The organism is Sutterella seckii, assembly GCF_009183815.1.
In the GTDB taxonomy this organism is placed as follows: domain Bacteria; phylum Pseudomonadota; class Gammaproteobacteria; order Burkholderiales; family Burkholderiaceae_F; genus Sutterella; species Sutterella seckii.
This window is the reverse complement of record NZ_WEHX01000017.1, coordinates 14,446-33,239: the sequence shown is the minus strand read 5'-3', so window position 1 is coordinate 33,239 and position 18,794 is coordinate 14,446. Positions and strand designations below refer to the sequence as shown.

Annotated in this window: 19 protein-coding genes, 1 pseudogene and 1 CRISPR repeat array; of the genes and pseudogenes, 4 read left to right on the top strand and 16 right to left on the bottom strand. The window is 60.9% G+C overall.

The window, feature by feature from the left end; translation table 11 throughout:
• Positions 1-141: 141 nt before the first annotated feature.
• Positions 142-659: direct repeats of the CRISPR family, unit length 29 nt; unit sequence GTCTTCCCCGCCTCGGCGGGGGTGTTTCC.
• A gap of 45 nt (positions 660-704) precedes the next feature.
• Both cas1e and cas2e read left to right on the top strand, forming a co-directional pair.
• Positions 705-1,541, top strand: coding sequence for a type I-E CRISPR-associated endonuclease Cas1e (cas1e, locus tag GBM95_RS04470; protein ID WP_152157986.1), 837 nt, complete (start codon positions 705-707; stop codon positions 1,539-1,541).
• Entirely contained in the window at positions 1,542-1,868 is a 327-nt protein-coding gene (gene cas2e / locus GBM95_RS04465; RefSeq protein ID WP_152157985.1) for a type I-E CRISPR-associated endoribonuclease Cas2e, read from the top strand.
• Between the two features lie 33 nt (positions 1,869-1,901).
• Here the strand turns inward: cas2e and GBM95_RS04460 are convergent, their stop codons facing one another.
• Positions 1,902-3,071 carry an iron-containing alcohol dehydrogenase gene (locus GBM95_RS04460; protein ID WP_152157984.1) on the bottom strand — a complete coding sequence of 390 codons (1,170 nt, stop codon included), beginning with the start codon at positions 3,069-3,071 and terminating at the stop codon, positions 1,902-1,904.
• Between the two features lie 189 nt (positions 3,072-3,260).
• A complete protein-coding gene (locus tag GBM95_RS04455) occupies positions 3,261-5,159 on the bottom strand; it encodes an acyl-CoA synthetase (RefSeq protein WP_193222571.1) in 1,899 nt (632 codons plus the stop codon).
• A 116-nt stretch (positions 5,160-5,275) separates the two neighbouring features.
• Here GBM95_RS04455 and GBM95_RS04450 point away from each other — a divergent pair, with 116 nt between their 5' ends.
• Entirely contained in the window at positions 5,276-5,593 is a 318-nt protein-coding gene (locus GBM95_RS04450) for a helix-turn-helix domain-containing protein (protein ID WP_152157983.1), read from the top strand.
• A 10-nt stretch (positions 5,594-5,603) separates the two neighbouring features.
• Here the strand turns inward: GBM95_RS04450 and GBM95_RS04445 are convergent, their stop codons facing one another.
• From GBM95_RS04445 to GBM95_RS04395, 12 genes and pseudogenes are all read right to left on the bottom strand, one after another.
• Positions 5,604-6,173 carry a COG4648 family protein gene (locus GBM95_RS04445; protein WP_152157982.1) on the bottom strand — a complete coding sequence of 190 codons (570 nt, stop codon included), beginning with the start codon at positions 6,171-6,173 and terminating at the stop codon, positions 5,604-5,606.
• 15 nt (positions 6,174-6,188) lie between these two features.
• Positions 6,189-6,473, bottom strand: coding sequence for an acyl carrier protein (locus tag GBM95_RS04440; protein ID WP_152157981.1), 285 nt, complete (start codon positions 6,471-6,473; stop codon positions 6,189-6,191).
• 4 nt (positions 6,474-6,477) lie between these two features.
• On the bottom strand, positions 6,478-6,738 hold the full coding sequence (locus GBM95_RS04435; protein ID WP_152157980.1) for a phosphopantetheine-binding protein: 261 nt from the start codon (positions 6,736-6,738) through the stop codon (positions 6,478-6,480).
• Positions 6,735-7,271 (bottom strand): lysophospholipid acyltransferase family protein, encoded by a 537-nt coding sequence (locus tag GBM95_RS04430; RefSeq protein WP_226963158.1) that lies wholly within the window; start codon positions 7,269-7,271, stop codon positions 6,735-6,737. Before GBM95_RS04430 ends, GBM95_RS04435 begins: the two co-directional genes overlap by 4 nt.
• Positions 7,202-7,426 (bottom strand): annotated as a pseudogene (locus GBM95_RS13150) (lysophospholipid acyltransferase family protein); the annotation flags it as partial. The gene GBM95_RS04430 and the pseudogene GBM95_RS13150, both read right to left, overlap by 70 nt.
• Before the next feature lie 124 nt (positions 7,427-7,550).
• The gene (locus tag GBM95_RS04425) at positions 7,551-8,369 is read right to left on the bottom strand and encodes a beta-ketoacyl synthase chain length factor (protein ID WP_152157979.1); all 819 of its coding nucleotides are present in this window, start codon (positions 8,367-8,369) and stop codon (positions 7,551-7,553) included.
• Between the two features lie 85 nt (positions 8,370-8,454).
• A complete protein-coding gene (locus GBM95_RS04420) occupies positions 8,455-8,679 on the bottom strand; it encodes a hypothetical protein (protein WP_152157978.1) in 225 nt (74 codons plus the stop codon).
• Complete coding sequence (locus GBM95_RS04415) at positions 8,676-9,968, bottom strand: alkaline phosphatase family protein (RefSeq protein WP_193222570.1); 1,293 nt, start codon at positions 9,966-9,968, stop codon at positions 8,676-8,678. Before GBM95_RS04415 ends, GBM95_RS04420 begins: the two co-directional genes overlap by 4 nt.
• A gap of 75 nt (positions 9,969-10,043) precedes the next feature.
• Complete coding sequence (locus tag GBM95_RS04410; protein WP_152157976.1) at positions 10,044-10,913, bottom strand: ABC transporter permease; 870 nt, start codon at positions 10,911-10,913, stop codon at positions 10,044-10,046.
• A 23-nt stretch (positions 10,914-10,936) separates the two neighbouring features.
• Positions 10,937-11,857 carry an ABC transporter permease gene (locus tag GBM95_RS04405; RefSeq protein ID WP_152157975.1) on the bottom strand — a complete coding sequence of 307 codons (921 nt, stop codon included), beginning with the start codon at positions 11,855-11,857 and terminating at the stop codon, positions 10,937-10,939.
• 3 nt (positions 11,858-11,860) lie between these two features.
• Positions 11,861-14,011: a dipeptide ABC transporter ATP-binding protein gene (locus GBM95_RS04400; protein WP_152157974.1), complete on the bottom strand. Its 2,151-nt coding sequence runs from the start codon at positions 14,009-14,011 to the stop codon at positions 11,861-11,863.
• Positions 14,012-14,046: 35 nt separating this feature from the next.
• Complete coding sequence (locus GBM95_RS04395) at positions 14,047-15,603, bottom strand: ABC transporter substrate-binding protein (protein ID WP_152157973.1); 1,557 nt, start codon at positions 15,601-15,603, stop codon at positions 14,047-14,049.
• 293 nt (positions 15,604-15,896) lie between these two features.
• Between GBM95_RS04395 and GBM95_RS04390 the strand changes: the two genes are divergently transcribed.
• A complete protein-coding gene (locus GBM95_RS04390; protein ID WP_308691021.1) occupies positions 15,897-16,670 on the top strand; it encodes a tRNA threonylcarbamoyladenosine dehydratase in 774 nt (257 codons plus the stop codon).
• Here the strand turns inward: GBM95_RS04390 and GBM95_RS04385 are convergent.
• Both GBM95_RS04385 and GBM95_RS04380 read right to left on the bottom strand, forming a co-directional pair.
• Positions 16,665-17,567 carry a LysR family transcriptional regulator gene (locus tag GBM95_RS04385; protein ID WP_152157971.1) on the bottom strand — a complete coding sequence of 301 codons (903 nt, stop codon included), beginning with the start codon at positions 17,565-17,567 and terminating at the stop codon, positions 16,665-16,667. The genes GBM95_RS04390 and GBM95_RS04385 overlap by 6 nt on opposite strands.
• Positions 17,564-18,547, bottom strand: a complete 984-nt coding sequence (locus tag GBM95_RS04380; RefSeq protein WP_152157970.1) for a LysR family transcriptional regulator — start codon at positions 18,545-18,547, stop codon at positions 17,564-17,566. The genes GBM95_RS04385 and GBM95_RS04380 overlap by 4 nt, the downstream gene beginning before the upstream one ends.
• Between the last annotated feature and the right edge of the window lie 247 nt (positions 18,548-18,794).

Here is an 18,794-nt window from a genome sequence, read left to right as displayed (position 1 = left end):
TACCCTACACAGAAAGAAAAAGCAAGTGGGTTTCAATGAAATCTTTAAAGGATTTCAACTACTTGCTTTCTCTCGACCGTCGTTATACCAAGACCGAGAGCGAGATTTTCCGATCAATGGGAAGTGGCCGACCTTCGTAAGGTCTTCCCCGCCTCGGCGGGGGTGTTTCCGACCGCACGGGCCGTTGCTTTCCACTGCGAGAGTCTTCCCCGCCTCGGCGGGGGTGTTTCCCCCAACGTCATCAAGAGGTGGGCTGTGGCCCTGTCTTCCCCGCCTCGGCGGGGGTGTTTCCGGCACAGAGTTTTCGATCCTCATGGATATTGCGGTCTTCCCCGCCTCGGCGGGGGTGTTTCTGCGGAGCCGCTAGTGTGCTCGGACTCCCACGGGTCTTCCCCGCCTCGGCGGGGGTGTTTCCGGAAATATGTTATCACAGTAACATTAGCCCGAGTCTTCCCCGCCTCGGCGGGGGTGTTTCCAACCCACCAGTCATTGACGCCGTTTGCGCGGCGTCTTCCCCGCCTCGGCGGGGGTGTTTCCCGGAGCATCGCGGCTCCGTTCTTCGTTTCGTAGTCTTCCCCGCCTCGGCGGGGGTGTTTCTGAGAGTACAAAGTGTGGACGTGCGGCGCCATGGTCTTCCCCGCCTCGGCGGGGGTGTTTCCGTCTTATTGATTTTGTGATGAATTACTTTTTTGACGAGTCACATTATGAGATTATTTAAAGTTCCTAAAAATTTATTTCCACAGGTTAAAAATCGCTTCCCATTCGTATATCTTGAGCATGGGAGAATAGAAATTGATGACAGCAGCGTAAAATGGATTGATAAAACCGGTTCTGTCGTCAGGTTGCCTGTCGCGACAATCGGAAGCCTTTTTATCGGTCCGGGAACATCTATCACTCATGCGGCAATCGGCGCAATAAGCGAGGCTTCCTGCACAATATGCTGGATAGGTGAAGATAGTTTGAAATTTTATGCTTATGCAGAACCGCCCACTGCAGATACCCAAACGTTATATAAGCAATTGAGGCTGGCTTTTAATGACGAATCAAGAGTGGAAGTCGCACGAAAAATGTTTGCCAGAAGATTCCCGGATGCTGATTTGAAAGGGAAAACCCTGCAGATGATGATGGGCATGGAGGGGCGGCGCGTCAAAGGTTTATATGCACAGAAATCCGCAGAATATGGTGTTCCATGGAGCGGTCGATCATATATTCCAGGACAAAGCAGCAAAAGCGAGCCGATTAATCGAACATTAACTTTTCTGAATGGATTGCTTTATGGGGTTGTTACTTCGGCACTGTTGTCCGGAGGTTATTCGCCTAGAGTTGGGTTTATCCATTCCGGATCACCTCTGCCTTTTGTATATGACGTGGCAGATTTTTATAAAGAATACGTGACAATCGATCTAGCTTTTAAATTGGTTCATGAAGATGCAGATATTTACGATCGTCATGTAGTTATTGATGCTTTTTGTGATCGATTGCTTGAACGAAAAATTTTGATGAATATTATTTCAGATGTTGAATCGGTTTTGGAGATTTAAATGCTGGTTGTTTTTGCAGATAAAATACCCGATCGAATTCGCGGAAAAATGAAACTCTGGTTCATTGAACCCATACCAACTTGTTTCGTTTCGAGCGTGAGCGATGCTTTGGCTGTAGAGGTGGCTGAAAAACTGTATGAACTCTGTGATGATGACTCATCGATTTTGATCGTAAGGTCGACCAATACTCCTCCGGGGTATGTGTTGAAATCGAGATACGGCAAAGCCTCGACCCTGCAAAAGAAAGTAGTTAGCTTCAATGGTTTGCAGCTGGTGCAAACCTTGAGTCCTCTTCCCGAAAATAATCAGCCGCCCGAAGGCGGCTGAACTGAATACAAAAATCAAGCAGATGGAGCGGTATTAACGGTAAGCCGCCTCAAAAATCGCCACAGTGTCTTCAAAAGTCAAAGCCACAGGGTCCTGCTCAAAGAGCATGCCGCCGGCAGAGCGGGCTTTTTCAGCAAGCGCCGGAATTTCTTCACGCGTGACGCCGTAGTCGCTCATGCGCAGGTTGTCGACGCCGCAGGCGACCTGCAGGTCATGCAGCGCGCGCAGGAAATCCGCAGGATGAACGGCATCGCGCACGCCCAGCGCCCTGGCGAGTTCGACAAAGCGGTCGGAACGAGCGCCCGTCTTGATCATGTGACCGAAGTAGGCGAGCGAGAGCATGATAAGGCCGGCGCCGTGCGGGAGATCCTGATGGAAGGCGGAGAGCGCATGCTCCATCGAGTGCTGGCTCGTGAGACGTCCGCAGACCATGACGTAGCCCGAAAGCGTGTTGGCAATCGCCATGTGTTCGCGGGCTTCATAGTCAGAGCCGTCGCGGACGGCGCGGGCGAGGCCTTCGGCGCAATGGCGCACGCTCGCGAGCGCATACATTTCGGAGAGGTAGTTGGGGCGCTTCGTGACGTAGCCTTCGATAGCGTGGAAGAGCGCGTCGAAGCCCTGATAGGCCGTGAGCATGGGCGGAACCGAGAGCATCAGTTCGGGGTCGACGATGGCGATCTTCGGCAGAAGCGTCGGATGGCCGATGCCGCACTTTTCCTGCGTGACGGGATTCGTGATGACGCCGCCCGCATCCACTTCCGAACCGGTGCCGGCAGTGGTCGTGATGGCCACGATGGGGATCGGCGTGGCAGTGATCTGCTTCCTTCCGCCCTGGCCCTGCTGGACGTAGTCCCAGATGTCGCCGTCATTTGTGGTGCAGAGCGCAATCGCCTTGGCGCAGTCCATCACGGAGCCGCCGCCCAGACCAATCACGAAGTCGCAGCCTTCCTCCCGGGCGCGGTTGGCGCCGGTCATGACGGTGGTCGAGAGAGGATTGGGTTCGACGATGGCGAGATGCACCCATTCAATCTTCTGCGCATCTAGAGCGGCCGTTACGCGGGCAAGGGCGCCCGAACGCACGACCGAGCCGCCGCGCGATGTAAGGAGCAGCGCCTTTTTGCCCGGCAGTTTTTCCGTGCGAAGGGCATCGAGTTTTCCCGGGCCGAAGATGAGTCGGGTGGGCGTCTCAAAAACGAACTGCATCAAGAGTCTCCTCGTTTTGAATTGGGTCTGAGCGGTCGGATGCCGCAGCAGTCGCGATGCCGGGCGGCTGGAATTGGGAAGACGAGCTCCCCGCAGCCGTCAGGCATAAAAGACCATTTTACGACGCACGCGCGCTTTGAAAACGCCCGGAGGAAAAAGGCGGGAGCGGAAAAACGCTGTGGAGGGCCGTCAGTCACTCGTGAAGACAATGGTGCCGCTCGATTGGACGTCTTCAGAGTCGCCGATTTTCTTCCAGGCAAATTTGAGAGAGAAGCTTTCCTCAGACGAAATGCCGCAGGGACATTCAAGCTCGAGCGCAAGACGCATGCCGGGCGTTGTAACCGCACGGAATTTGAGCGTCTTCACCTGCGTCGCCTTAAAGTCGCCGCTCACGTGCGCATAGGCGCGGAAAGCCCTTTCGACCAAAAGAAGCTGCGCGACGCCGGGGAGAATAGGTAGACCGGGGAAGTGCCCCCTGAACCATTCGAGTCCGGGGGAAGCTTCGAGCCTCAGGCGCAGATGCCGGGTGCCTTCATGAACTTCGTCGCTTTCCAGCAGCCACTCCGGACGACGCGGGTCAAAGAGGCTTTCGAGGGCCTTCACTGTAGTCTTCCCCTGAGCATTTGCAGGAAGTTCGTCGACAAGCCGCCAGCGTCTGGGGATCGATACTGCCGGAAGATTCCGGCCAAGTTCTTCGCGAAGCTTTCGGACCGCTGCGGCTTTGCCGTCGGCGAGGAAAATGTCCTTGATCTGAGGCGCGGGCTTCAAGACGGCCGCGAGCGCTTCGCGCCTCCCTTCGCCGAAGGCAAAGACCTTCGCTTCGCTCGCGAGTCCGCCCTTTACGAGAAGCGCTTCCACTTCAGGGAGCGCAACACGCTTCCCTTCAATCTTGACGATTCGGTCTGCACGGCCGAGGAGCGTAAACCCCGTGTTGTTCAGGCGAATGCGGTCAGATCCGTCGTTCCAGCCTTCATGGTCAAGGTGGCGCCCGGAGAGCGTGAGGAGTCCTTCTCCTTCAGGGAGCACGCGGCCGTCCTCGAGACGCACGCCCGCGGTGATTCCAGGAACGGTTTTCCAGGGCGGCGTCGAAATTGTCCCGTCACTTTCGAGAGACCTCCTGCGCCAGGCGATGCCGCCCGTTTCGGTGGAGCCTAAGACTTCCATGGGAAAGAGCCCGAGCGCGGCGCGTGCAACCCGGGCGTCCTCATCATCGAGCGGGCCGGTGGAGGAGAAGGCGAGGATGACGCGGTCTCTCGCATCTTCAAAAAGCGTCGGGTCCGTAAAGCGCTTCAGGTGCGCAGGCGCCGCGATGACGACGGCGCGATGTCCGCGGACCTTGGCTTCCTTGAGCGCTGCTGCCAGATTTTCCGGGTAGTGAAGGCGCTTTCCGACGATGAGCGCTTCCATCGAAAGCAGCGGCCAGAGCGCCCGGAAGAGCAGCCCGTAAATATGCTGCGCGCTCACGGTGCCTAAGACTTCAATGGCGCCAAGGGCCGGTGTTCCGCCTGGAATCCCTGCATCAATTGATTCGGGCTCCAGAAACGCCTGTTCTAGTCGCTTTCTGCAGAGCTTTGCCTTTCCTGTGCTTCCGCTCGTGAGTAGAGACAGAAGCGGCGCTTTGTCGTCGAGCAGACCGAGATCATGAGGGGCTTCCAAGGCATTGAAGTCCGAGGTTCTCTCCACCGGCGAAACAAGATGCGCGATCCGGTTCCCGGCATCCATCCCAACGGCGCCGAGCGCGAGGAAGGTTTTGTCGAGCGCGACCCCGGAGTCCTCAAGGTGCTTCAGAGTGCCGGGGAGAATGTCTCCGGGCAGGATGACATGAACGCCGGCCGCCCAGAAGCCGAAGAGTGCGGGGAGAAGTTCGAGCGCATCTTCCGAATAGAGCACCGCATTTTCGCGGGCGTCGGCAGGAAGCGCCAGCGCCGCATCCCGCCAGGCGGCAGTTCCCGCGAGAAAGCCTCTGAGCGTCAGCACTCTTCCGTCGGAAAAAATGCCGATGGGCCGATCAGAAGGCTGAAGGGTAAGAATGCGGGAGATGCGGGTTTCGGAGATCACGGCGCTGCAGGCAAAAGAGTTGGTTTGCAACTGCTATTGTGCCTCAGGGATTCCGGAAAGATCAGATTCGAGAGAATAATGATCCTATCCGACCTGAATAATCAATAATAAAATATGTATTATCGAGAACAATCTATCATTTAATAATGACTAAAGCCACCCGTTCCACCTTGCTTCCCAGGAAGATTGCAGAGAAGCTCCGCATCGCGGGAGAACAAATCCGGCTTGCACGGCTTCGCCGGAACTACACCATTGCGCTCGTCGCGGATCGCGCGCAGTGCTCCGAGCTTACGGTCAGCAAAATCGAACGCGGAGAACCCACGGTGTCCATGGGCGCCTATCTGCGCGTGCTCTATGCGATGCAGCTCGCAGACGACATCGAACTGCTGGCGAAGCACGCCCCCCTTGGGAGGGATCTGCAGGACCTGAAGCTGCGAAGGATAGCGTCCTCGAGGAAAACTTAGGGCGACCGGACTATTTCCTCGCGGCGGCGCGTCGCATGCGGATTCTGCGGAGCAGAAACTCCCCCGCAAAGAGGATGCCGATGAGGACATAGCTCACGCACCCGTTCCAGATCATCCAGAGTCCGCGGTCTCCATAGAGCACCGTGGCAAGTGCGACGCTGCCGTTGAGGACGAAGAACCCGCACCAGACCTTTGTGACGCCGCGGCACCAGCGGACGCCTTCGGGCGGGAGATCGGGCGTGCGGAGCCGCGCGAACTTTTCAACGATGGGCGTTGAGGATAGGGATGTGCCAAAAAGCCAGAGAAGGAAGCCGTTGACCGCGACCGGATAAAAGAGCATCGGCTCCTCGGCATCGAGGATCGCCGAGAGTGCGGAAAGGACAAGCGCAATGCCGGCAAATCCGAAGTTCTTCCGCGAAGGCGACATGAGCGCCCGCAGAAGCATGATGCCGGCCAAGGAGAGCGCCACGGGCAGAATCCCGAAGCGGCTTAATCCCCACCAGGCCCAGAAGGGATAAAGGCAAATCAAAAGGGCGGCAGCGCCGCCCGTGATGACTTTCAGAAGCGGGGATGCCGACATGTCTGAAGAGGGGCTTTAATCAGCCTTTCCGTCGGCGGGCTCTTCAAGGACGCGCGCGATGACCGTTACGACGTCGCCCAGTGTGCGCACCTGCTTGAAGGCTTCCGGGGAAATGCGGCGGCCGCCGAGATGGGGCTTGAGCTGCACGATCATGTCGACCGCGTCGATGGAATCGATGTCGAAGTCTTCGTAGAGACGGGCTTCAGGCTTGATCTTGTCGGCGGGAATCTCGAAATCGTTCACGAGGATTTCGGAGAGGACCTGATAGACCTTTTCTTCCTGAGGGGTGAAGGTTGTCATGTTCTTAATTCTGCTTATGCGTTTCAATGTAGGCGGCGAGCGTGCGGACGTTCCTGAAGACGGTCTTTGCCTCTTCGCTTTCCGCGGTCAGCGTGATGCCCCAGCGCTTCTTGACGGCAAGGCCGAGCTCGAGGGCGTCGATGCTGTCGAGGCCGAGCCCTTCGCCGAAGAGCGGCTCATCCGGGTCGATGTCCTCAGGCCGGATGTCTTCGAGCCCGAGCGAGGAAATGATGAGGGACTGGATTTCGGAGATCAGATCAGTCATGGCGCATCGGAGGAAGTAGGTTGACGAATCCCGGGGAAAAGTTCTCTGCCGAGGGCAAGCGTAAACCGCCGGGCAGCGAGCCGAGGGGTCGAATTATAAAGGTCGAGATAGGGGGCCGCCGGAATCTCGGGAAGCGCTTCAAAGGTGAGCGTCATGGGCTTCTCGGGCAAATGCCACCAGCCGTGGTCCTTGGTGAGCCAGCGCGGGCTCGCGGAGATGCGGACCGGCGTGATGGAGCGCCCCGTGTGGAGCGCGAGCTGCGCGGCGCCCCGGTGAAGCCGCGGCATTTCGCCCTCCGGGAATTCGCTCGGCGTCCGGGTGCCTTCAGGGAATATGACGAAGGCTGTCCCCGAGTCGAGCTCCCGGGCGAGCTTTTCGATTGCGTCCGGCCCTCGGCGTTCGAAACGTAGCCGGCGGCGCGAATGGGCGCGCGCGTGAAGATGTTCCTCAAAAGCGCCGCTTTCACGATGGTCGTCGCCTCGGGCACGACGGAAAGGAGGCAGACGACGTCGATGAGGGACGGGTGAGAGCACGCAAGGATGGCGCCCTCTTTCATGAGCGCCTCAGGGTTTCTGACCTCCACCCGGACGAGCCGGAGCGCCGTGATGATGGCGACGAAGCGCCCGAACCACCACCGGACGACCGCACGGGCGCGCCGGCGCTCCTCCTCGGGACTCTTCGACGTCATTTTGAGCACGGGCGTAATGAGAAGCCCGAAAATGACGCCTCCGAGCCCGAAGAGCGCAAAAGCGAAGGCCGTGCCCGCGAACTGGAAGGGCATCAGAACGTACCGCATGAAGGGCCTCTATGGGTCAGAGGGCGAGCCCGCCCGATTTTGCCCACACCCAGGCCGCGTGGCGGTCGAGGTGCGTGAAGAAGGGCGCTTCCGACGCGATGAGCCAGCTGAGAACCTCGAGGTCGGCAGGCGAGCCGGCGAGTTCCGCGAGGCGCGGGTCAGGGGCTTCCTCGGATTCGAAGGGACGCGTGGTAATGGCGCAGTAGGGGCCCTTCTGCTTTTCCTTCGCCCAGACTTCCGGGGCCGCACTTTCATTCTGGCGCCCGAGGAGGAGTCCCCAGACATGCGTGACACCGGGCGCATCAAAGTCGACCGGGGGCTTGGCTTCCGCAACGGTCAGAATGACCGTCTCGTGCTGAAGCAGTTCGCTCACGGCGGACTCAAAGGCGGCTTCGGTGCTGAAAGGGCCGTTCGCGAGTGCGGTCAAGGCGCCCTTGTGGCCGAGGGCAATCGAAAGAAGGCTTGCGGGGCCGTTGTGAACGCTCGCCGCAAATTTGGCGGGCGAAAGCGGTTCATCGTGCGCCGCCGCGGTAAGAAGCTCCGTCGCAAGCGCCGCGTCTCCCCAGCGGGACGCATAAACCCAGGGGGCGTCGGGCGCTTTCGCGGCGAGGGACCCCAGCACCTCAGCGAGCGCCCGCCCGAGAGGCGTGAGGCGCCGGCGAAGCATCGCAGGGATCGCAGCTGCTTTTGCCGAGGGCTCCTCTGCGCCGGGAGGCGCATAGGGCGAGGATTCAAGTCCGAAGGACGGGAGCGAGGCGGCCTCGCGCCAGTCGTCCTTCCCGGCGAGGCCGGGCGCCCAGGCAGCCCAGTCGAGGATCTGTGCGGCGTCTTGCATGAGGATGTGCGTTTCCCGAGAAGATTGAAAGCTTCAGATTTTAAAGATTTCCCCGCCGCCTTTCTCCGTTAGCTTCCCCGATGCTTCAGAGCGTCAGCCTTTCCGTTCGTCCGCCCGAAAGCACGTAGCTCCGCCCCTCCAGGGTGAGGACGTTAAGTGTCTGGGAGAAATCACCCCTCGCGATCGTGAGCGTTTCCCGGGATGCCGGTGCACGCCTCGTAGACGCTTCTTCGGAAAGCGCCTCAGAGAGAATTCTTCCCGTCGGAAGCGGCAGCGGCGCATCGTCGTCAAGGAGCCCCAGCATTGTCATGAGGGTCGCCGCAAAGTCTTCATGCGTCGCGGGTTCCGGATGGCGTCCGAAGCCGGGGAAGCGGCTCCCCTGAATCGCGAGAAGCGCATGCGTTTCCTGCGGCAGGAGTCCTCCGTGCGCGCGCTCCCGAGCGCCAGCGCATTCGTCATGACGCAGCGCCCGGTTTCGGGGTCGCCCCTCGGGATGAACCGGATGTCGGGTCCGCGCGGGTGAGCGCTCGAGAGGAGCCCCTCCGAGAAGGTTCCGGGAATGAGCCCCTCGCGGGCGTCGGGACGATCCGGATCGGGCTGTGAAAAGACCATGCCGACCTCGGGCGAGTTCATAAGCGCATCGCGCACGGCTTCGAGCGTTTCCCGCTTCTTCCCCGGCACCCAGATGCCGGAGGTGTATTCGCCGATCAGAATGACGTCGTCTGCCCGGGGTTCTGCGCCCCGCGCGATGTCGCTTCCCGTCAGCACGTGAAGACCGGCATTCTCGAGAATCTCTTCAAAGTCGGCATGCCGCGCGACCTCGACGTGCCCGTGGTCCGACATGACGACGAGCTGAATGTCCTTCGCGCGACCTTGCGTTTCCCACCAGTCGAGCACCCGCCCGAATTCGCGGTCCGCCTGACGGAGACCCTCGAGCGTTCTGTCGGAAAAGAGCCCGAGCTCGTGCTCGCTGTGATCGGGTTCCCCGATCCAGAGAACCGTCGCTTCGGCAAGTCCCTCGGGGCCGTCCTTCAATTCGCGCTCGAAAAAGAGGTCGACCGTGAGCGTCGTGCCGAGCGCATCCGGAAATTCGAGCGGGACGCCTTTCCCGTGCGTGCGGATGAGTTCATGCGCCTCTCTCGCCGGGATCGTTTGGTCGAGCGCATGCACCGGAGCGTTGAGGTGGCCCTTACAGTCCGAGGCATGCACATGCTGGAGCCGCGTGCTCCCCGGCGAATTGGCGCAGTAGATCCTCAGGCGCTTTCCCTCGCGCGCGAGCCGGGCGCCTAAATCAGGCACCGCGTAGAGCCCGTGCATGAGGGCGTCGGCCTCCATGACGGAGTCGATGCGGAAGCCTGCAAAGAGGTGCATCCGGCGCTTTTCGTCCTCGTAGCAGAAGCTGTTGGCGATCACGCCGTGGCGCTCCGGGCGGACCCCTGAAAAGATCGACGGGTGGTTGACGTAGGTTTCCGTCGGAAAGCAAGCGAGGTAGTTCTCCCACGTGTGGGACTTTTCCAGAAAGCCCGCGAGCCGAGGCATGTTGTCGGGCGTCGCAAAGTCGGGCCTCAGCCCGTCGAAGCCCGCGATCAGAAATTTCAAGGACATCTCAAAAAAGATGCCGCACGGGAAAGCGGTTCTGCGTGCGGCATTTCATTCAAACACTTTCAAAAAAACTTATCGGCTCTGCGGGTCGAGCTTCTGCTGGACCCAGTCGCCGAGAAGCGACATGGAAAGCGTCGAAATCACGATGACGACGCCGGGAATGACGGCGATCCACCAGGCGGTGGTGAGGTAGTCGCGCCCGAAGCCGAGCATGGTGCCCAACGAACTCATCGGGGGCTGCACGCCCACGCCGAGGAAGGAGAGCGACGTTTCAAGCAGAATCATCCCGGGGAAGTTGAGCGTCATGTTGACGACAAGGGCGCTCGCGATGTTGGGAAGAATGTGCCTCAGAAGGATCCGCCGGGTCGGAATGCCGAGGCTCTCAAGGGCCCCTGCATAGCCCTCGGTGTAGGCCGATCGCGCGAGGTTTCTTGCGAGCCTCGCGTACCGGTCCCAGCCGTAGACCGCCATGATGACGATGATCACCTTCACGTCGGTGCCGAGGAAGGCAAGGATCGTAAGCGCAAGCACGATGAAGGGAAGCGACGCCGTAAAGTCGATCCCGGTATTGACGAGGTCGTCGATGAAGCCCCCGAACCGGGCGGCGAGGAACCCTAGCGCCGTGCCGACGATGGCCCCGAGAAGCGTGCCCGTCACGGCCAGAACGAAGGAAAGCCTCAGGGAATAAAGAAGCCTCGAGAGCACGTCGCGCCCGAGCTCGTCGGTCCCGAGCGGGTGCGCGAGCGACGTAAAGGGCGCTACGAGCCTCGACATCAGATCCATGTCCTCGAGCCCGTAGGGGGCGGCGACCGGCGCGAGAAGCCCCGCGCAGAAGAAGACGACGAGGATTGTGGCCGAGAGCCCGGCGAGTCCGCGGGGCCTTCCGGCAATGATCCGGGAGAGAAGCCCCGGCTTTTCAGCAATTTGCGTGGCAGCAGTCATTTTCGTTGGATCCCCGGAAGCGGTCAGTTTCCCTTCCTCAGGCGCGGATTCACGACGAGGGCGAGAATGTCCATGAGAAGGTTGGCGAGGATGAGGGATGCGCCTGTGGCGAGCACAATCATCTGCACGACCGGAATGTCGCGAAGCGCCACTGACTGAACGAGGAGCTTCCCGACGCCGGGCCAGGAGAAGACGGTTTCCGTGATGACGGCGCCGGCAACGAGGGTGCCCAGGAAGAAGCCGAGAATCGTGAGAATCGAGAGCATTGCGTTCGGGAGCGCGTGGAGCCAGATGATGCGCGCTTTCGGGAGTCCTCGCATCTTTGCCGCGCGCACGCAGGGAAGCCGCATGGCTTCAAGCATCGCGCTTCTTGCGTAGCGCGAGAAGATCGCGGCCTCGGCGGTCGCCATCGTGATGATCGGCATGATGTAGTGCAGGAGCGTCGCGTTCCCGTAGGACGGAAGCCACCCGAGCCAGATCGAGAAGACGAGCAGAAGGAGCACGCCCATGAAGAAGTTGGGTACCGCGTAGCCGAAGACCGAGAGCACCATCATGCCGCGGTCGAGCGCGGTGTCGCGGTGAAGCGCCGCAACGACGCCCGACGGGATGCCGATGAGAAGCGTCACTATGGCAGTGGGCACCATGAGGTCGATCGTGGCGTCGAGCGCCTCGAGGAAGACGTCCTTCACGGGCTGGCTCGTCGCGTAGCTCACGCCCATGTCGAGCGTGAGCGCCTTCTGGATGTAGACGATGAACTGCTCCCAGAGGGGCTTATTCAACCCCCACTGTTCGCGGAAGGCGTCGAGCGCGATCTGGTCGGCCGAGTCGCCGAGCATGAGGCGCGCGGGGTCGCCCGTCATGTGAAGCCCGAAGAAGACGCAGGCTGCAAGGAGGAGGAGCGTCAGGGCCGAGCGGAAGACAAGTCTCGAAATGAGTGCGAACATGAATCAGTCTCCCGATTGCTGCGAAGGGCCGGGAAGCGGCGCATCGGTGATGAAGGAGTGCTTCACGAAGCAGGCCGTCTGGTGATGGTCGTTCACGGCCTCGAGCTGCGGGACCTCCTTTCTGCAGCGGTCGCACGCGACGGGGCAGCGGTTGGCGAAGACGCACCCCTCGGGGCGCTCCATCGGACTCGGCATCACGCCCTTCGGATAGAAGCGGATCACGTCGTCCTCGGCGCCGGGCGTTGAGGCTAACAAAAGCCTTGTGTAGGGATGCTGCGGATGGTGGAAGACTTCGTCGACGGGCCCGAGCTCAACGATGCGCCCTAAGTACATCACCGCCGCGCGGTCGCAGAGGTAGCGCACGACGTTGAGGTTGTGCGAAACAAAGAGCATCGCCATGTGGGTGGCGGCCTTCAGGCGATTGAGAAGCGCGAGGACCTGGGCCTGAATCGAGACGTCGAGCGACGCCACGGGTTCGTCGCAGACAAGAAGTGCGGGCCGGAGAGCCACGGCGCGGGCAATCGCCGCGCGCTGAAGCTGCCCGCCCGACATGACGCCGGGGAGCTTCTTCGCATTGTGTTCGGGAAGACCCACGGCGCGAAGGACCTGGAGCGCCTTCGTGCATGCGTCTTCGTGCGAAAGATGAAGGTGCACCTCAAGGGGCTCGGCGATCTGGTCTAGGATGCTCATCCGCTCGTCAAAGCAGCTGAAGGGGTCCTGGTAGATCATCTGCGCGGCGGCGCGCTGCGCTCTCCAGGGGGCGGTCCGGGGTTCGGGATATTCCTCGTCACGGAATTTGACCGAACCCATGGTCGGGCGCATGAGGCCGAGCATGAGGCGGGCGAGGGTTGATTTGCCGCAGCCCGATTCGCCGACGAGCCCGAGGACTTCGCCGCTCTTGATCTGAAGATCGACGTCCTCGAGCACGTTCCAGGGTGTTTTGCGTCCGAAGAACCCGCGGCGCGCGTAGTAGCAGTGTTTTTTGATCCGGGCGTCGACGATGACGGGGAAGTCGCTCTTCTGAACGCTCCCGAAGCCTTTGCGGTCGATTTCCTTTTCGATTTTGATCGACCCCGCGCCTTCCGGAGCCGCAGCCGCGAGCTCCTCGAGCTTTTCGAGGTCGGCCGTGCGCGTATGGGCATTGTCGCAGCGCGTGCACCAGCCCGGCGCAATGGCGATCATGGGGGGAACACTTTCGCGGCAGCGGGTTTCCGCGAGCACGCACCGGCTCGCGAAGGGGCAGCCTTTGCCCAATTCGGAGGGCGAAGGCACCTCGCCCTCAATGGGCTTCAGGGACCCCCGGGGGCTTTCCATGTTGGGCATGGCATTGAGAAGCCCTTCGGTATAGGGGTGCGAGGGATTGTGAATCACCTTTTCGCAGGGACCTACTTCCATGAGGGTGCCTGCGTACATGACGGCGACGCGGTCGGCGACGTCGCGCGCGAGGTGAAGGTCGTGCGTGACGAGAAGCATCGACATCCCACGGGCGCGCACGAGGTCCCTCAGTTCCGAGAGAATCTCGCGCTGCACGACCACGTCGAGCGCGGTCGTGGGCTCGTCGGCTAGCAGAAGCTTCGGCGCTCCGATGAGCACGAGCGCAATCAGCACGCGCTGGCGCATGCCGCCCGAGAGCTGATGCGGATAGCTCGAGATGCGCTTTTCGGGCGCAGTGATCCCGACCTGCTTCAGGAATGAGATCGCGAGCTCAGTGAGTTCCTTCTTCTTTTCAAAAAGGAGTCGTTCGCTCGCGCGGTCCCGATAGTCGGGATGGCGATAGACGATGGTTTCAATCAGCTGGTCGCCGATCGTGCGCATGGGGTTCAAGGCCGCCATGGCGTCCTGCACGATCATGCTGATGTCGGCGCCGCGGATGCGGCGGAGCTCCTTTTCAGGGGCGCCTGCGAGTTCGCGGCCCTCGAACCGGATGCTTCCGGTGGTGGTGTTCTTCGACCCCGCAAGGCCGAGGATCGACCTTGCGAGGACGGATTTGCCTGACCCCGATTCGCCGATGAGGGCGAGCGTCTCGCCCTTCGGAAGATCAAGGTCGATTCCGTGAAGCACTTCAACGCCGCTGAAGGCGACCCGGAGGTCCCGGATCGCGAGGAGCGGCTCCGCGCCCTGACGGAGATCGGAGGATAAGTCTGTTTCCTTCATTCTTCTGGTCTTTTTCGGGGTCAGGAGTCAGGGGATTACTTGAACTTCAGGTTTCTCGCCGAAAGATCAAGCGCGCCCTGGGTGCCCGGCTCCCAGATCACGTTCTTCTGCTTGCCGTAAATCATCGGAAGCGCGTAGATCGGGCAGGCGAGCGGGTCGGTGAAGAAGACTTCCTGCATTTCCTTCCAGGCGGCCTTGCGGGCGGCCGGGTCGGTCGAGGATTCAAGGATCTTGCCGAGGTCGCCGAACTTCTGGTATTCGGGCGAGTGGACGAAGTAGCCGCTCGCATCCCAGAAGGCGCCCGGCTTCATGCGGCGCCAGAGCTGCGAGGCGGGATCGGGGAAGTAGGCCGAGAGCGACGCATTGTTGATCATGCGGGTTGCGCCCGGGGCTTCAACCTGAGACCAGTTTTCCTTCACCTCGATCTTCACGTTGATGCCGACCGCCTTCAGCATGCCGGCAATCGCCTGCGAAACGGTGAGCTCCTGCGTGTAGTAGCCCGCCTGGATGCGCCAGACGATCTGCTGACCTTTGTAGCCGGAGGCCTTCACGAGCTCGCGCGCCTTCTGCGGGTTGTAGAGCTTCTTGTCGAGTTCAGGGATGAAGAGGTCGCCGAAGGTCTTCGACTGGAAGCTGTTCGCGGGCGTCGTCTTTCCGCCCATCAGCGCTTCGACGAGAAGGTCGCGGTCGATGGCGTAGAGGAATGCCTGGCGCAGTTCCTTCGTCATGATCTTGTTCGACTTGTCGTCAAAGACGAGGGAGTAGATGTTGTCGATCGGGCCGCCCACCACGTCGATGCGGCCGTCCTTCGACAAGGGCTTCACCTGATCGGGCGGAACTTCGGTAATGAGGTCGAATTCGCCCGAGCGCAGGCCCGCAACGCGGGAGGAGAGTTCCGGCACTTCGACGAAGGAGAGCTTCTCGGCCGGGGCCTTTTCGCCCCAGTAGCCGTCAAAGCGCTTGAGCTCCAGGCGGTTTCCGGTCCTGAAGGAGACGATTTCATAGGGGCCGGTGCCGATCGGGTGCTTGATCCAGTTGTCCCAGCCGCCCGCCTTCTTCCAGCCGTCTTCGGAAATGATTTCCGACATGCGCGCGGAGAAGCGGCGCTCAATCAGGGGGTCGGGCGTCTTCATCGTGACGCGCACGGTGTAGTCGTCGACCTTCTCAACCGACTTGAGGCCTCCCAGAAACTCAACCGCAGCGGGGCGGCCCGGGGCAGTGTCGGAGAGGAAGCGTTCGGGGCCGAAGGAGAAGACCACGTCGTCGGCCGTAAAGTCCGTGCCGTCCTGGAACTTGACGCCCTGACGGAGCTTGAATTCGACGGTTTCAGGCGAAATGCGCGTCCAGGAAACCGCGAGACCCGGCTGAAGTTCGCCCGTCTTCTGATCGGCGTGGATGAGCGTTTCGAAGATCGAGAACGCAACGCGCTCGAGCGGATTGTGGTTCTTGCCCTGCGGCTCGATGATGGTCGGCAGCTGCGGCATGGCCACGACCATGTGCTGAGCGCTCGCCCAGGCCTGAGAGGCAAAGAGGCTCGCGGCAATGACGGCACCGGCGAGGATCGACGGGTGCGCTTTGGGGAATTGGGCCATGGCGGATTCCTTGAAAATGGCGTGTCCGGTGATATAAAGACGGGTTCGGGGTTTGAAGAACGGTGCCTGGACACTAAGGGGCGCCCGTTATTCTTCCCGCCGGCCATTAAGGTTTGCTTTAAATTGTGTGACGTTTCCATGACGGGCGCGTCCGCCAAAAGGCGTACTCACCCCGATGATTCGCCCGTAATTACCCGCAATGGCAGCGGAATTTCCCTCAATTTTCCTCTTTTCTCTTGATGCGAATTATGACCGAGCGGCACGTCATTGATTTTGAAAGACGATTCGGAGGCGTGGCCCGCCTCTATGGAAAGGAGGGCGCTGCTTCCATCCGGGAGACGCACTTCTGCGTCGTGGGCGTGGGAGGCGTCGGTTCCTGGGCGGTGGAGGCGCTCGCCCGAACCGGGGCGGAAAAGCTGACGCTCATCGACCTCGACAATGTGGCGGAGAGCAACACCAACCGCCAGATTCAAGCGCTCGGCGAAGCCTACGGCATGGCGAAGGTGGAGGCTCTGAAGGCCCGCATCGCGCTCATCAATCCGAGGGCGGAAATTTCCTGCGTTGAGGATTTCGTGGACGAGGAGAACGCGGCGGACCTGATCCCTGCGGACGCGATCGTGCTCGACTGCATCGATCAGGTGCGCGCGAAGGCTGCGCTGATTGCGCACTGCCGCTCGAGAAGGCAGTTCATCGTGGTTTCGGGGGCGGGAGGCGGCCGCACCAACCCCCTTGAAATCAGGGAGGGAGACCTCGGGCGCATTTCGGGCGACCCGCTTCTCGCTTCGGTGCGCTATCGCCTGAGGAAGGAATACGGGTTCCCGAAGGCGTCGCCCGATGCCGGAAAGCCGGGGAAGCCCCTCCCGCCTCTCTTTCGGGTGCCCTCCGTTTATTCGGCAGAGCCCGTCAAAAAGCCCTTGGGCGACGAAGCCTGCAGCGTGGAGACGACGGCGGGTCTTGCCTGCTCCGGGTACGGCTCAGGCATCGTCGTCACGTCGACCTTCGGCATGGCGGTTGCTTCAATTGCCATGCGTGAAGCGGTGAAAAGAGGCGCGAAATCCGGCTCATAATTCGAACGCTCCTGCCTTGCCTTCGAAGAAGCGCGCGAGCTCGGCGGCGAGCGCCCGGGCGTCCTCCCGTTCTGAAGAGAGTTCGAGCGCCAGATGTTCCTCCGGGAACACCCATTCGGGCAGAACCTGAATGAGTTGGCCGGAGGAGAGCGCTCTTTCTGCGTCGAGCCTTGAGAGTCCCGCAGCGAGCCCTTCGCCCGTCAGGGTGCTCTCCAGCAGGGCTCCTGCATCGGGAAGAAGAAATGCCGGGGGCGGAAGCTCCCGCAGAAGCTGCGCTTCCTCGCCTGCGGGTCCCATTTGTTCAATCGGGGCTTCGTCCCCGTCAATCCGCAGGATGTGCTGGCGCTCGAGATATTCGGGCGCAATGGTGAGGCCGCGCCGTTCGATAGAGGCGGGCGATGCAGCGAGGATGCGGCGGGGCAGAGGAACGAGGGCAAATTGCCCGCGGCTCCCTGGAAGCGAATTCCCTCTGAGGATTTTGAGGAGAATGTCGGGCCGGCTGAGGCGCCCGGGACGGACGACTTCAATCCGAAGATTCCTCTCTTCGCAGAGCGCGCCGACGGCCGAAAGGATCGTGCCGACCGAAAGGACGGGATCGGCGGCAATGCGGATGGGACCGCTCCCGGAAATCCCGGCCGCGTCCCCGGGAGCTTCGGCATTCATGCCGGCGAGAATGCGCGCGACCTTTGCATGAAGCGCCATGCCTTCGGGGGTGAGCGCGATGCCGCGGGGCGAGGCGGCAAAGAGCCTGCGGCCGAAGTCCTTTTCGAGCGCGCGCATGCGCCTTAAGAGCGTTGAGGGCACCATCCCGAGCGTGCGCGCTGCGGCGCGCAGGCTCTCCGCTTCGGCGAAGACCGCGAAGTTTTCGAGGGCTTCGAGCTGATCGACGGCCTTCATTTCTCCTCCTCCTCAAAAAACGCTGCAAAAGACTTCGGAATGGCCGCGTCCTCAGCTTCTCCTGATTCCCGCAGACGCCCGACAATGTGTTCGAGAAGCCCGGGGATCGCCGGATGCACCGGGCGGTCTTGAGGGATGATGGCCCGGAGCGGCAGCGGCCGGCAGCGCCAGCCTGGAAGCACCGGCGCGAGATCCCCCGCGTCGATCCAGCGCTTTGCAAGGAGCTCCGGCACCGCAACGGCTACGACGGGGTTGGCGAGCGCAGTCATCATGGCCGCGAGGTGATTGCGCACCTTGAGCCGCGGCTCAACCCGAAGGCGCTTTTCAAAGCCGTCCGAATTCCGGATGAGCCGCATGACGCCCGACTGAACCATGTCGCGGTCGCCCACGAGCATTTCGTTGAGCAGTTCCTCGGGCTCAATTTCTTTTCCGGAAAAGAGCCGGGGCAGAAGCTTCGGGTTCGCCGTCACGATGCGCTTCAAGGACGCAATCTGCGCCTGTCTGCAGGGTTCGAGCGTGTAGACCCCGTGCACGATGCGCAGATCCACGCCGTTCCAGAGCGGATGAAAGGACCCGTGCGTGAGTTCGATCGAAATGTCGTATTCGGGGTGCTCGAGCGCGAATTCCGCGACGAGGGGCGTGAGCACCGCGGCGCCCGAAGTTGAGGGGAATGCAAGGTTCAACTGCCACGTTCTCCAGGGAGAGGCGTCGTCGTCGCCCTTCATTGCTCCGAGAAGTTCGGCTATGGGCCCGCGCCACAGGTTGAAGGCCTTCCAGCCTTCCGCCGTCGGCCGCGATCCCTTCGGGTCCCGGATGAGGAGCTTTCGCTTTTCCCTCGCCTCAAGGGTGTTGATCGCCTTTGCCGCCGCCGAATCTTCCATCCCGAGCGCTCTGGCGGTTTTGACGAGGCTCCCGAGTTCAACCGCCTTCACGAAGACGGCTTTTTCGCGCAGGGTGCCCGTGAGGTTTTCAGAAGTCATATTTGATCCTGCCGGCAAAATGCAACACTTTCCCGAAAGATTAAAGGATCGGATGCCGCCTTAACAGGGAAAACCGGAAGTCGGGAGGGCATTTCTTATTTTCGATCAAGCTTTTTTCCAGCCAGGTGTTGCGTTTTCCCTGTGGCGAGAGGCCCTTCCTAGACTTCACCCTGTACCGAATAACGGCGGACGAAAAACTTCCGGATTTCTCTGGAGTTTCGTCCCGATGAAATACTCGCAACAGGAG